Source organism: Pseudomonas cremoricolorata DSM 17059 = NBRC 16634, from assembly GCF_000425745.1.
GTDB classification, from domain to species: domain Bacteria; phylum Pseudomonadota; class Gammaproteobacteria; order Pseudomonadales; family Pseudomonadaceae; genus Aquipseudomonas; species Aquipseudomonas cremoricolorata.
On sequence record NZ_AUEA01000008.1, the window covers coordinates 221,620 to 234,520 of the forward strand.

Here is a 12,901-nt window from a genome sequence, read left to right on the forward strand (position 1 = left end):
CTGTAAAAAGGGCGCGGGATATTTATTCCGTGCCCTGATATTTTACTGGCTTTACGGAGAGTGAATTTGTAGGGCTAAATTAGCCTTAGCTTTGGTGGGGACTTGGGCGGATTTGCAGTTTTCTCTGGTCGGCCGGAAACTACTGATAGTTTTGTAAGTTGGAATGTTAGTGCGTTTATTTCATCAATGCTGATGCTTAGGCTTTCAGCGATTTCCCGACGACCTTGTTTTTTACTGTGTAAATAGTCCATAACTTTTGACAGAAGCTGAGAGGTTTCTCGCTCCATCGGTTCAGGCTCGTTAGTACGGTAACCATGCTTAGCTATTTCAATGCAAAGGCTTCGATAGTTCCATTCGCTGATCATTTTTAACGAGTTAAAACGGTACGCTATAGCAACAAGCGATACTCCCCAAAAGTGCTTGAGCTTCATCAAGTACTTAATAGTGAATGCGGGAGGAGGATTTGAAATTACGCTTGCCATTGGCATCAGGAAAGCGGCAGCGAATGCGTCAGCTTGTCGTTCCATCTCCGGTCCGTGGGCTTGACCATGCCGCATGCTGTAAACGTCGCGGACTAAATGCGCTAGTTCATGTGCTGCATCAAAGCGGCTTCGCTCTGCCGATTTAAGAGTGTTTAAAAATATGAAAGGTTTCTCTTCATACCATGTACAGAATGCGTCAACCTCTCGCGTCTCCTCTGCCAACGAAAAAACACGGATTCCTTTGGACTCCAACAAATGAACTACATTTGGTATTGGGGCATTGCCTAATCCCCACATCCGTCGAAGCGCTGCAGCAGCCTCTTCTGGCGCTAGATCACTCAAGTCCGGAAGATTGGATTGCGGTAGATTGAAACGTTCTTCAACCCATTGATTGATTTTAAGAGCGATCGCGCCTGCCGCAAAAGCACATCCCTTCATTGCATCTGTCATTTTTGAGAGCTTGCGAAAGCTAACCGTATGCTCCGCGATTTCAGGCATCTCTTCTTCTAAGTAAAAAAAACGGAGCGGGAAGTTCAGTGCGATTGCTATTTTTTGCAATGTCTTTTCATCTGGCGTGGATGCGCCAGTTTCGTAATTTTGCAAGCTACGACTGGTGATCTCAATTTTTTTTGCCAACTGGGATTTTGTAAGGCGTCTCCTTACCCTGGCAAATAAAATTTGCTTGGGGTTAACTTCTAGCATGATGTTGTGACTCATTAAATTCCAGGTTTTGGTATTACTTCAACAGATACAGGTTCAACTATCTCGTCGCTGAGAATGTCGAAGCTGGACGGGTTGTTAGATATTTTCCCGAGGCCGATGCGCTCGCCCCATGATGTAATTTTCTTTTTGCCGAATCCGGTCGGTAAAGATAACTCATACCTTACTTCATTTAAAGCTTTGTCATAGTGATATAGTAAGGCCCAAACTTGGGTTTCTTTGCTGTTGTCTTTGGCTAACTTGAATGACTCTTGGTTGAAGAGCTCGAGCTGTTGATTTTTTTGAATGTAGCTTTCAGCCACCGCACCCTTTTCGGCTTGGTTGGTAGGGTCTTCAGCCCCTTCCCAGCCTGTGTCACTATTGCCGGTCATCACAACAATAGATATTAGGCGGTCGGGGGATGTAATAAACGGGCAGTTTTTCTGCTCATGGATATACCATCGTTCAGCGCTAAGTAAGGTGCGAAGGTCCTCAACTGTTTTTAACCATTGCTGCACACCAGCGGCCGTCGGTGCGGAAGCTCGGGTGACATCGTTTCGCGCAGTGAGGCCACCGAAGATTGCATCCCGAAGTAGCCTGCTGCTGAGATCAGGATGAAGGTTGAGCAGCCGCGCCTCTGATCGTACTGGATCGTCAATGAATGCGGCTCGACGGCTGCTGGCATATAGAGGGGTCAACTCGAATTCGCGCATCGCTCACTCCTTAGTCATTTCCGTAAATCATACCTCATGTTGAGGTAAAAAAAACGGAAATATGCTTGGCTCCTGAGCGCTCGTAGCCCTCGTATGTCGGGAGCGTCAGGGATACCTAGCTTGCTCAGGGGGGGGCGTGTGTCCGAAACGATACATCGTTCCAGTGATTTGACGGTATTCGGTGCCCACTTCACCCGACGCAAGATCAACAAAACGGTAAGCCAGTAATAGTATCGGGTGTTGTAGGCGTGATTTTTCAGATGGTGAGTTAGGAACCAGCGCATATGCTTAGACTGCCAGATCCACGGATTGTCTCGCTTCCAGCGGTGTTGGATAGCCGCTTGCATGATTCGGGCTTGTCGGAGGTGTCTTTGCTGTGTGCTCTTCGAGCCGGTCAGTGCGCCGCTCAGGAAAAGCGTCATATCGAACGGTTTGTTCATGATCTCCTCCCGATGTAGGCAGACATCACATCGATTCGTTGATGCCCGAGCTCAACACTGATCGTTTGTCGTGCGTGTTGGTCAAGCTGGCGGTCACTGAAATAAACCTGTCCGCCATGGACTGGTGCCGGATGACCCGTGAGTTGCTCGTAACGCTCGCAAGCGTAGGCTGCGCGCAGTTCATGGAACTCCTTCAACCCGTGTTTATGAAGTATTTTGCGGGCTGGGAGCACGCTCTGTCGCATGAACGCAGCGTAGCTTTCTGCTCTATCTAACAGGTTGCGACTACCGGGTGGGGATGTTTTTCGCGCGAGCTGCAGTGCCGCTTTCACCTGTACGGTTGCAGTGATCCACCGTGGCGCTGATGCCCCTGAGCGGCCTCCCTTAGTACCGTCCTGTATGTTGAACTGGCCTAACAGCTCGGCTTCGCGGTGCAGGCGTGGCAGGTCCGCCAGGATCGCTTCGCGCAGGCGCATACCGGTTGTACGAGCCAGCAAGAGAATGGCTGCCACACGCTCGTGTTGCTGTTCAACAAGCTCTTGCAGCACTCGCTGTACTTGTTGATGGTCTTGGCCATCCGGCGCACGGGCGCGTACTGTGGCGCACTGCTGTCTCAACGCCTGACTTGGGCTGATGATTCTCACACCCTGATCACCGCGCAGCGCAGCGAGGGTGCGGTTGACGCTGCTAAGGCGGTTTTGCGCGGTAGCGATGCACAGCTTGCCTTACAGGATTTGCTGGCGAAGATAAGCGGCGTAGTCCTGCAGCGTCTGTCGATCGATCTGGCGAGCATCGTTGTAGCCAGGCCCGTCCTCTGAGCGGCACCAGTGTACGAAGGCCTGCCAGCGATCGCTATGCGCTTTGACGGTGGCGAAGTGCCCGCCGGCAAACAGATCTTTCAGGGCCTGCTGGCCGGCGTAGCTCAGTTGGCGGCCGTAGCCAAAGTTGCGACCATCACGCCGACCGACCAGCGCCATTTTCTTCACCGCGTGCAGCTGTTTGTAGAAAGAGCAACAAGGCTTTCCAGTGGGGGCTAACGCTGTCTAACTGTTCCCATTGTGCTGGGCGGATGTGGAGGGCGTTTTCGCTGTATTGGAGCAGAGCTCCTTCTTCTTGCAACTGCGCGATGAGTCGGGTGACATCGGCAGACACAGATGCTGGAGTGGCGACTGCGGCGACACTGGCGACAACCCTCGCTGTGTCTGGCTTGGCACGTGGCGACAAAGTGGTGACGGTGGCGGCGACACACCGTAATTCGGTCGGCGAGCGATTTTGCGCCCGATAGCGGCGCACGGCGTCATTTAGGCGGAACATGGCGCACCTCGAATATGTCCCCGTCATTGTCCAGCCAGTTATGGGCAACCAGCTGCAGCAATAACTCGAAAGTGTGCCGCGTGCTTTTACGGGCAAAGCGAGGGCCTTTGCGCGTGAGATCGCGGAGGCGAAACGGTGGCCAGTTCTTCTTTATCAACCAGCGCAGCAGGCAATCAGCCTCAGCGCGAAGCTTATTCAGTGGTTCCTGTTCAGTCAGGCGTTGGTTCTCGGCCAGGTAGTAATCCATCAGCGTGGAGGCGCGCTGAATGTGCATGTCTTCCAATACAGTCGATTCCTCAACCACCGCCATCACGCCAGCCATGCGTAGAACGTTCGCGGCGGCTTTGCCCGCAGCAGCTTGCACGTTGACCAGCTCGCCGAATTCCCCAGACTCGCATTCAATGGTGTCGTGAATGGCAATCCAGGCCTCACGGGCGCGGGGGCTCAACTCCAGGGCCGCAGGGTTGAGGCCGCCGTCTTTATGGCGTGACCAAGGCTTCTGCATCAGCGCGGCAATGCGCTGCTGGTACAGGTGCACCTTTGGATCTCGGGTCAGGTCGATGGCTTTATACAGCCGTTGTCCAACCAGACGCTCGGGCCAACTGATCAAGCAGCGCCCCAGGATGCCCTGGTTTTGATATCTGCATCCTGAAGCAAGCGATCGGCCAGGCGGGGTTGCAGCATCAAGTGCATGCTGAGTCGGCGGTCATAGGCACGCAGACTTTCCCCTGCCATCGCGCGAGACCGATCAATCGGGCTACCGTCCCACAGGGTCGACAAGTGAGTGATCGCCTTGATCATGTTGTCCTTGCTCATGGTGCTGCCGCCCAAAAACTGCCCGCCCTCATCGCTGAATAGCCCCATGCTGGGCAAGCCGTGGCACAGGCTTTTGACCAGGCCCTCAATTGTCGGCTCAGCAGTGAGCAGTCTTGGTTGGACAGGTTCAGGTTGGGCTTCCAGGGCTAGCTGTGCTGACTTTTTCGAGGTCGGTGCCTTCGCGGTGAGACTCATTGCAGCTCGGTGCGCCTTGAGCTGTTCGCCATAGGCGATCCACTGCTGTCTTTCCCAGTCGCGTACGGCCTGCAGCGCAATATGGTCCACCGCGCTTTTTCGATCGCCCGAGCAAGCCACCGTCAGCGTGTACAGCGACAACGGGTAGATCCAGCCGTCGAGATGAACATGGCGTGCGCCTGGCTCGCCACAGCTGCTGTGGCTGGAACGCACTGAGGCCGTGGCGCAGGGCACGCCGATCACAGCGGCCATGCGCTCTACGGCCGGCCTTGAAAATCGCCTAGGGGCACGACCGGGGAGGTGACCGGGCGAGCTGCCGGATGTGAATTACCCTCGGGAGAGCCACCGCGTGACCAGCGTGACCTTCAACGTTCGAATCACTTGGGGTGCTTCCATCGAAAGCGTTCGTACGGCCAGTTCTGCACCAGTGGGTAAAACCGGTTAAGGGCCGAAACTCGCAATGATAGCGACCTAGGCCCCTCCGAGCGCTGCAATGGCCACATACAGCCCAGATCCTTCACACCCCCATCCCCAACTCCGCATCATCCAACAACGCCTTCGCCATCGCACAAAGATAATGCGAAGCCCAAATCATTTTCGGTTTGTCCTCCATCAGCCCTTCGATGGTGAGGTACCGCGCGTAGTCGAGCAGCTCTGAGGCCTGCTCGCGGGCGTGTCGGCAGGGGATGCCGGGTTCGATGCGGAAGAGGGGGTTGGTGTGGTTTTCGCCTTGGCAGAATGCGGTTTGGCCGACGGTGCATTCGGTAGCGTATTCGGTGGTCATTGTTGGATTTTCCTATGTCCTGGTCGCGCCGTTCGCTGGAAGGGTCTGGCTGGACCGTTCCAGCGCCACTTTCAATGCAGGTCGGCGGCCCGTGCGGGAGTTGCGGCTTTGATAAGCCCAGATCGGGATTGTGGAGACGCCGGTTACCGTTGCAGGTGTGAATCGACGGGCATCTGCACCCGGGCCAGCGCTGACTCGAGCAGCTTTCTCAGCGCTTCGATTTCGTGGATTGCCGCGGCGATCAATAAACCGGTTGGGGACCTGGGCTCCATTTGCAATGCCTGCTGGGCTACGGCTTCTGCGCACAGCGCGTAGTCGGTGGCATGCATGAGGGTGTCTTCGAGGGATTGAAGGTAGGGGGGCGGATCAGGAACGATCTTCAACATGGTTGCTTCCTTTTCAAGGCCGCCACCATCTGCTGTCAAACAAAGGGTGGCAGCTGTACGCGGGTTGACAGACCGGTGGAAACAACAAGTTCCGGCGCACGCAAGCGTGCCCGCACGTACAGCCGCCATAAGGGCGTGCTGCGTGTTGTTTTCCGTTGCGACCTGTCAAAGTCATGCCGTTGATGAGCAACGGCCCGCCGAGACTAAGACCGTGGAAATCTGACCGCAACGGGAAACACGCCGCGGCAGTATCTTTGGGAAATTGCCTACAGGAAAGGGCTTAAATCTGATTCTTTGCGCTTGTTGCCGCACGCGTTCGTGGCGGAATCGCAGGCATAAAAAAAGACGCCCTAAGGCGTCTTCTTCATGGAATGTGGTGGAGCCGGGGGGATTTGAACCCCCGTCCGCCAGTACTCCGCTGTCGGTACTACATGCTTAGCCATCTCAACTGAGTTAATCCGCAGCCGCCCGAGTGGCAGGGTGCTTTGGACGAGTTGGGTAAGTTTTAGTCGCTTTGCCCCCAACGTGCTACACGACGATCCTGTTCTGTATGACAATCAGTTCGGGTTTACAGGCATCCCCTAGTGATTGCTGGAGCCGAAGCTACCAGAAGGTCGGGCTCAGCTGCTTACGCAGCGAGAGCGTACTCCGCCTCGAAGTTTTCGTCATTGGCAACTATAGAAAGTTGCAACAGTGGATTTACGAGTTCTGTTACCAACTCGGCATGCACCTAGAGTTTCGCTACCGGCGTCGAATCCTAATCGGCCCCTCACTCAGCTCTAGCTGAACGCACCTTTCGGCACGTGGGGTGGACTATACGCCTTTATGCGGGCGGCGTCGAATTTCCGGCGCTTGGCCCGCGAATCGGGCTTACGAGCCGCTGCTGGTGCCTTTGTCGGTTTTGTCCAGACGCAGCAGAACCTTGCTGGTGATCTCGATGCACTTGGTGTTGTCGCCTTTGGCCTGGGCGGCTTTGGCGTCGGCGATGTGGTCGTCGAGGGATTTCTCCAGGCCTTCGGATGTGGCATTGAGGGTGGCCATGTTGTCGTCGATTTTCTGCAAATTGAGGGCACACAGATCGTCCGCAGCAAACACCGGAGAGGCCAGCAGAGTGGCCGCCGCGAACAGGGCTGAAAGCGCAGTACCTTTCATGGATAACTCCTTCTGAGGCCTCTGGAAGGCGGGCCTATGGGATGGACTGCGCGGTGTAAGCGGCGGTTCCATCCGCATGCTGGCCTTTGTATGGCGATTAGGCGGGGGCCTTGGCCTGGGTGACGCGGTCGACCAGGTAAACGAGGCTGTGATAATCGATGCCGCTGTGGCTCGACAGCCCTATCTCGCAGGTGCGGCTGGTGGAGATGCCTTCGCTGCAATGCTGCACGGCGTCTTTCAGGCTGCGCAGGGAGTGGGCGTTCAGCTCGGGGGTGGTGAAGCCTTTGTCGCCGGCGAAGCCGCAGCAGTGGATGCCTTCGGGGATCACCACGTTGCTGCTGCAACGGCGGGCGAGGTCTATCAGGGCCTGGCTTTCGCCCAGGTGCTGGGTGCTGCAGGTGACGTGTACGGCGATGGGCTCGGCCTGGGGGGTGAAGGTCAGGCGCTCGAGCAGGTGGGTGCGGATGAAGCGCACTGGGTCGTACAGGTCGAGGCGGGTGTCGCCGAGGTCTTGCACCAGGCGCAGGGTGCAGGGGCTGGTGTCGCAGTAGATCGGGTCGAGGCCGCCGCGGCTGGCCTGGAGCAGGGCGGCGATCATTTCCTGGCGTTTGTGTTCAGCCTGTTCGGCGTAGCCCTTGGAGGCGAATGGCTGGCCGCAGCAGAGGCTGTCGGCCTGCTCGGGGAACACCACCTGGTACCCGGCTTTTTCCAGCAGCGTGCGGGTCTTGTCGAGCAGCGAGCTTTGTTCGCGGTCGGCGAAGGCCGGGCCCATCACACGCGATACGCAGGCGGCGAGGTACACCACCCGTGGCCGGGTATCGAGGCTGGCAGCGTTGAACTGGATGGGGCGCAGCGGTTGTGGCATCGCCGGGGTCCAGTTCGGCAGCGCGCCGTTGCTGGCCTGCTTGAGGCGGGCGCTCCAGCGTGCCAGGCGTGGCGCGCCGAGCAGCTTGCGGGCGCCGTTGGCGGCGGCCAGGGTCAGGCGCGCGCCGCGCAGGGCGGTGCTGAAGTGGTCGGCCAGCCAGTCGGCGGTCTTGCCGTGCTCGGCGGCCTGGCTGCGCAGCTTCTTCACCAGCTCGCCGGTGTTGATGCCGACCGGGCAGCGCTGGGCGCACAGGCCGGTGGCGGCGCAGGTGTCTATGCCTTGGTATTGGTAATTGTGCAGCAGCTCGCGGGTGTCTTCGCCGGCACGACTGCGCGCCTGGATGTCACGCCACATGACGATGCGCTGGCGCGGGCTGAGGGTCAGGCCCTTGGACGGGCACACCGGTTCGCAGAAGCCGCATTCGATGCACTTGTCGACGATGTCGTCAGCGGCGGGCAGCGGTTTCAGATTCTTCAGGTGGATATCGGGGTCTTCGCTGAGCACCACGTCCGGGTTAAGGATGCCGTGGGGGTCGAGCAGGCGTTTGAGCGCCCACATCAGTCGGTAGGCATCGGCGCCCCATTCCAGCTCGACGAAGGGCGCCATGTTGCGCCCGGTGCCGTGCTCGGCCTTCAGTGAGCCGCCGAACTCCACCGCCACCAGCTGCGCAACATCGTCCATGAACGCTTGATAGCGGGCGATTTCGGCGGCGCTGTTGAAGCCTTGGGTGAAGACGAAATGCAGGTTGCCTTCCAGGGCGTGGCCAAAAATGATCGCCTCGGCGTAGTGGTGCTTGTCGAACAGTTGCAGCAAGCGATTGACGCCCTCGGCCAGTTGTTCGACGGGGAAGGTGACGTCTTCAATGATCACCGTGGTGCCGGTCTGACGCACCGCGCCGACCGCGGGGAAGGTGTCTTTGCGAATTTTCCACAGCTGGTTGTAGACCACCGGGTCTTCGCTGAAGTCGACCCGTTGCTCGACCGGAAACTCGGCAATCGACGTTGTGATCTGCGCCAACTGCTCGTGCAGCAGGCTCTGGGTGGCGGCGCGTGACTCGATCAGCAACGCGCAGGCACCGTCGGATAGCCCACTGACCCACACCGGCATGCCCGGCATGGCTTGCACCGAGCGCATGCTGCGGCGGTCGAGCAATTCCACCGCCGACACCGGCTGGCGCTTGAGCACTGGCACCGCGCGGCAGCAGATTTCCACGCTGGGGAACACCACCAGGGCGCTGGCCTTGTGTGGGTGGTCGGGCACGGTGTCGTAGGTCACGGCGCTGATAAAGCCCAGGGTGCCTTCGGAACCCACCAGCAAGTGTTGAAGGATATCCAGCGGCTGGTCGTAATCCACCAGTGCGTTGAGCGACAGACCTGTGGTGTTTTTCAGCCGGTATTTGTGCCGGATGCGCTCGGCCAGTTCGGTGTTGGCGCGGGTCTCGCGGCCCAGGCGGGCCAGCTCGGCGAGCAGCGCCGGGTGGCTGTGCTCGAAGGCGGCGACGCTGGTTGGGTCTTCGGTGTCTAGCCGGGTGCCGTCGGCCAGCACCAGGCGCAGGCCGGCGAGGGTGTGGTAGGTGTTCTGCGCGGTGCCGCAGCACATGCCGCTGGCGTTGTTGGCGACGATGCCGCCGATCTTGCAGGCGTTGATCGAGGCGGGATCGGGACCGATCTTGCGTCCGTAGGGGGCCAGCCAGGCATTGGCCTGGGCGCCGATGACGCCCGGTTGCAGGCGGATCTGTGTGCCTTGGCTGCGGATCTCGCGGCCGTTCCAGTTGTCGCCGAGCACGATCAGCACCGAGTCGCTGATGGCCTGGCCCGAGAGGCTGGTGCCCGCGGCGCGGAAGGTCACCGGCACGCGGTCGCGCTGGGCCAGCTTGAGCAGCGCCACCACTTCGTCCTCGGATTCGACGCGCACCACCAGCTTGGGAATCAGCCGGTAGAAGCTGGCGTCGGTGCCGAAGGCCAGGGTCGAGGTGGCGTCGTCGAAGCGGCGGGCGGCGGGAATCACGTGCGCGGCATCGCGCAGGAACGAGGCGGGCAGGGTCATGCAGTCTCCTCGCGGGCTGCAGCGTCTGACGCGCTGCATGTCCCGACAATCAGGCAGTAAACAGGCGAGCGCCTCAGGCGCTGAGTTCGCGCACCAGCGAGTCGCGGGTGATCTCGCTGACCGATTTGGCGCCGGTCAGCACCATCGCCACACGCATTTCTTTTTCGAACAGTTGCAGCAGGTTGGCGACGCCGGCTTCGCCGTGGGTGGCCAGTGCATAAAGGAAGGCGCGGCCGATCAGCACGCTGTCGGCGCCGAGGGCGATCATGCGCACGACGTCGAGGCCACTGCGAATACCCGAATCCGCCAGAATCTTCAGCTCGCCTTTGACCGCATCGGCAATCGCCGGCAGGGCGCGGGCACTGGACAGCACGCCATCGAGCTGGCGGCCGCCGTGGTTGGAGACGACGATACCATCGGCGCCGAACTTCACCGCATCGCGGGCGTCATCCGGGTCGAGAATGCCCTTGATGATCATCGGGCCGTCCCAGAAGTCGCGAATCCATTCCAGGTCTTTCCACGAGATCGACGGGTCGAAGTTGTTGCCCAGCCAGCCGATGTAGTCGGCAAGGCCGGTGGGGTTGCCGCGGTAAGTGGAAATATTGCCTAGATCGTGCGGGCGGCCCATGACGCCGACGTCCCACGCCCATTGTGGGTGGGTCATGGCTTGCAGCATGCGCCGCAGTGGGCCGTTGCTGCCGCTCATGCCTGAGTGGGCGTCGCGGTAGCGGGCGCCGGGCACTGGCATGTCGACGGTGAACACCAAGGTCTTGACCCCGGCGGCCTTGGCCCGCTCGAGGGCGTTGCGCATGAAGCCGCGGTCCTTGAGCACGTAGAGCTGGAACCACATGGGCCGATTGATGGCCGGGGCCACCTCTTCGATCGGGCACACCGACACTGTCGACATGGTGAACGGAATACCATGCGCAGCCGCAGCGCGTGCGGCCTGCACTTCACCGCGGCGGGCGTACATGCCGGTCAGGCCGACCGGGGCCAGGGCCACGGGCATGCTCAGGGTTTCGCCGAACAGTTGGGTTTCAAGGCTCAGCTCGGACATGTTCTTCAGCACGCGCTGACGCAAGGCAATGCTGGCCAGGTCTTCGACGTTGTGGCGCAGGGTGTACTCGGCGTACGCACCGCCGTCGGCGTAGTGGAAGAGGAAGGGCGGCAGCTTGCGCTGGGCCGCGGCGCGGTAGTCGGTGGAGGCGGAAATGATCATGGTTTCTCGCAGCGTGGGTGGCCGGGACACCGGGCGCTGACGAGCGCCCGGTCCCTTTCACTTTAGTGTTGGACCAGCATGCCGGTCAGCCAATAGGCCTGAACCAGAGTGATCAGGCCAACGATGGTGGCGAAGAACAGGCTGTGCTTGACGGTGAAGCGGAACAGGTCCGATTCCTTGCCGACCAGGCCGGTGGCAGCGCAGGCGACGGCAATCGATTGCGGCGAGATCATCTTGCCGGTCACGCCGCCACTGGTGTTGGCCGCCACCAGCAGGGTATCGCTGACGCCGATCTGGTGCGCGGTGGTGGCCTGCAACGAGCTGAACAGGGCGTTGGACGAGGTATCGGAACCGGTCAGGAACACGCCCAGCCAGCCGAGGAACGGCGAGAAGAACGGGAACGCCGCGCCAGTGCCGGCCAGGACCAGGGCCATGGTCGACGACATGCCGGAGTAGTTGGTGACGAAGGCGAAGGCCAGCACCATGCCGATGGACAGAATAGGCCAGCGCAGCTCCCACAGGGTCTCTTTCAAAGTGGTAAGACCAGTTTTTACACTGACCTTGAGTACCCACATCGACAGCAGCGCGGAAATGAAGATCGCCGTACCGGTGGCCGAGATCGGGTCGAACTTGAACACCGCCGGCATGGCCGTGGCAGTGGTGACGATCGGCGCGGTCTTGATCACCAGTTGATCGAGGTGCGGGATGGCGAAGTTGAACACGAAGTTGTACATCGCCCCGCCCGGTGCGAAAGCCGCCTTGAAGGGCTTGAGGGTCCAGATGGTCACCAGCACGGTGAGGATCAGGAACGGCGACCAGGCTTTGAAGATTGCCCCGAAGCTGTACGGCGTAGGTTGGCTGCCACCGACGCTCAGCACCGCGGCGGCGCTGCTGCCCTGGGCCTGGGTCATCGAGCGCTTGGGCTGCCAGACCTTGAGGAACAGGGTCAGGGCAATCAGGCTGGCCAGGGCCGAGGTGATGTCCGGCAGTTCCGGGCCGATGAAGTTGGAGGTGAAGTACTGGGTCACGGCGAAGCTCAGGCCGGCCACCAGTGCAGCAGGCCAGGTTTCTTTCACGCCGCGAACGCCGTCCATCATGAACACCAGCCAGAACGGCACGAACAGCGACAGCAACGGCAGCTGGCGGCCGGTCATGGCCCCGATGTGGAAGGCGTCGATGCCGGTGACCTGGCCGGCGACGATGATCGGAATGCCCAGGGCGCCGAACGCCACTGGCGCGGTGTTGGCGATCAGGCACAGGCCCGCAGCGTACAGCGGGTTGAAGCCCAGGCCCACCAGCAGGGCGGCGGTGATCGCCACCGGCGCACCGAAGCCGGCGGCGCCTTCAAGGAACGCACCGAAGCAGAAGCCGATCAGCAGCACTTGCAGGCGCTGGTCGTCGGTGATCGACAGCACCGAGCTGCGGATGACCTCGAACTGGCCGCTCTTGACCGTGAGTTTGTAGAGGAACACCGCCGCGACGATGATCCAGGCGATCGGCCACAGGCCATACATGAAACCGTAGCCAGCAGCGGCGAAGGCCATGTCGGCAGGCATGTTGAAGGCAAAGATGGCAATCAGGATCGACAGGCCGAGGGTGATGCTACCGGCCACGTGTCCTTTGAGGCGGAACACCGCCAGCGCCAGGAAGAAGAAGATGATCGGGACGACAGCGGCCAGGGCAGACAGGCCGAGACTGCCCAGTGGGGCGTAGATTTGTTGCCAAGTTTGCATATGGGGAAACCCCTAATTGTTGTTGGTCAGCAATGGCATTGGGTAATTGGTAATACC

Annotated in this window: 8 protein-coding genes, 1 other RNA gene and 3 pseudogenes; all 12 read right to left on the reverse strand. The window is 59.7% G+C overall.

The genetic code is table 11. From position 1 onward, the window contains the following. Nucleotides 1-74 precede the first annotated feature (74 nt). A complete protein-coding gene (locus H618_RS22445; protein WP_245586772.1) occupies nucleotides 75-1,199 on the reverse strand; it encodes an XRE family transcriptional regulator in 1,125 nt (374 codons plus the stop codon). Beyond that, nucleotides 1,199-1,894 (reverse strand): hypothetical protein, encoded by a 696-nt coding sequence (locus H618_RS22450; RefSeq protein WP_081673759.1) that lies wholly within the window; start codon nucleotides 1,892-1,894, stop codon nucleotides 1,199-1,201. The genes H618_RS22445 and H618_RS22450 overlap by 1 nt, the downstream gene beginning before the upstream one ends. A 191-nt stretch (nucleotides 1,895-2,085) precedes the next feature. After that, nucleotides 2,086-2,334, reverse strand: a pseudogene (locus H618_RS23190) (hypothetical protein); the annotation flags it as partial. Further along, nucleotides 2,331-3,311, reverse strand: a pseudogene (locus H618_RS21600) (integrase domain-containing protein). The pseudogenes H618_RS21600 and H618_RS23190, both read right to left, overlap by 4 nt. Before the next feature lie 320 nt (nucleotides 3,312-3,631). Beyond that, nucleotides 3,632-4,949: pseudogene (locus H618_RS23470) on the reverse strand (YfjI family protein). Between the two features lie 227 nt (nucleotides 4,950-5,176). Beyond that, a complete protein-coding gene (locus tag H618_RS0110940; protein WP_028695104.1) occupies nucleotides 5,177-5,443 on the reverse strand; it encodes a DUF3077 domain-containing protein in 267 nt (88 codons plus the stop codon). Between the two features lie 143 nt (nucleotides 5,444-5,586). After that, complete coding sequence (locus tag H618_RS0110945; protein ID WP_028695105.1) at nucleotides 5,587-5,829, reverse strand: hypothetical protein; 243 nt, start codon at nucleotides 5,827-5,829, stop codon at nucleotides 5,587-5,589. 374 nt (nucleotides 5,830-6,203) lie between these two features. Beyond that, nucleotides 6,204-6,598: a transfer-messenger RNA gene (ssrA, locus tag H618_RS22465) on the reverse strand. 101 nt (nucleotides 6,599-6,699) lie between these two features. After that, nucleotides 6,700-6,981, reverse strand: a complete 282-nt coding sequence (locus tag H618_RS0110950) for a hypothetical protein (protein WP_028695106.1) — start codon at nucleotides 6,979-6,981, stop codon at nucleotides 6,700-6,702. 97 nt (nucleotides 6,982-7,078) lie between these two features. Then, nucleotides 7,079-9,892 (reverse strand): FAD-binding and (Fe-S)-binding domain-containing protein, encoded by a 2,814-nt coding sequence (locus tag H618_RS0110955; RefSeq protein WP_028695107.1) that lies wholly within the window; start codon nucleotides 9,890-9,892, stop codon nucleotides 7,079-7,081. 73 nt (nucleotides 9,893-9,965) lie between these two features. Next, a complete protein-coding gene (gene lldD, locus H618_RS0110960; RefSeq protein ID WP_028695108.1) occupies nucleotides 9,966-11,111 on the reverse strand; it encodes an FMN-dependent L-lactate dehydrogenase LldD in 1,146 nt (381 codons plus the stop codon). 62 nt (nucleotides 11,112-11,173) lie between these two features. Further along, nucleotides 11,174-12,844, reverse strand: a complete 1,671-nt coding sequence (locus H618_RS0110965; protein WP_028695109.1) for a lactate permease LctP family transporter — start codon at nucleotides 12,842-12,844, stop codon at nucleotides 11,174-11,176. Between the last annotated feature and the right edge of the window lie 57 nt (nucleotides 12,845-12,901).

Excerpts from the sequence above, each read along its gene's own strand:
- H618_RS22445 (WP_245586772.1), bottom strand. The coding sequence starts at position 1,199 with ATGAGTCACAACATCATGCTAGAAGTTAACCCCAAGCAAATTTTATTT.
- H618_RS22450 (WP_081673759.1), bottom strand. The coding sequence starts at position 1,894 with ATGCGCGAATTCGAGTTGACCCCTCTATATGCCAGCAGCCGTCGAGCC.
- H618_RS0110940 (WP_028695104.1), bottom strand. The coding sequence starts at position 5,443 with ATGACCACCGAATACGCTACCGAATGCACCGTCGGCCAAACCGCATTC.
- H618_RS0110945 (WP_028695105.1), bottom strand. The coding sequence starts at position 5,829 with ATGTTGAAGATCGTTCCTGATCCGCCCCCCTACCTTCAATCCCTCGAA.
- H618_RS0110950 (WP_028695106.1), bottom strand. The coding sequence starts at position 6,981 with ATGAAAGGTACTGCGCTTTCAGCCCTGTTCGCGGCGGCCACTCTGCTG.
- H618_RS0110955 (WP_028695107.1), bottom strand. The coding sequence starts at position 9,892 with ATGACCCTGCCCGCCTCGTTCCTGCGCGATGCCGCGCACGTGATTCCC.
- lldD (WP_028695108.1), bottom strand. The coding sequence starts at position 11,111 with ATGATCATTTCCGCCTCCACCGACTACCGCGCCGCGGCCCAGCGCAAG.
- H618_RS0110965 (WP_028695109.1), bottom strand. The coding sequence starts at position 12,844 with ATGCAAACTTGGCAACAAATCTACGCCCCACTGGGCAGTCTCGGCCTG.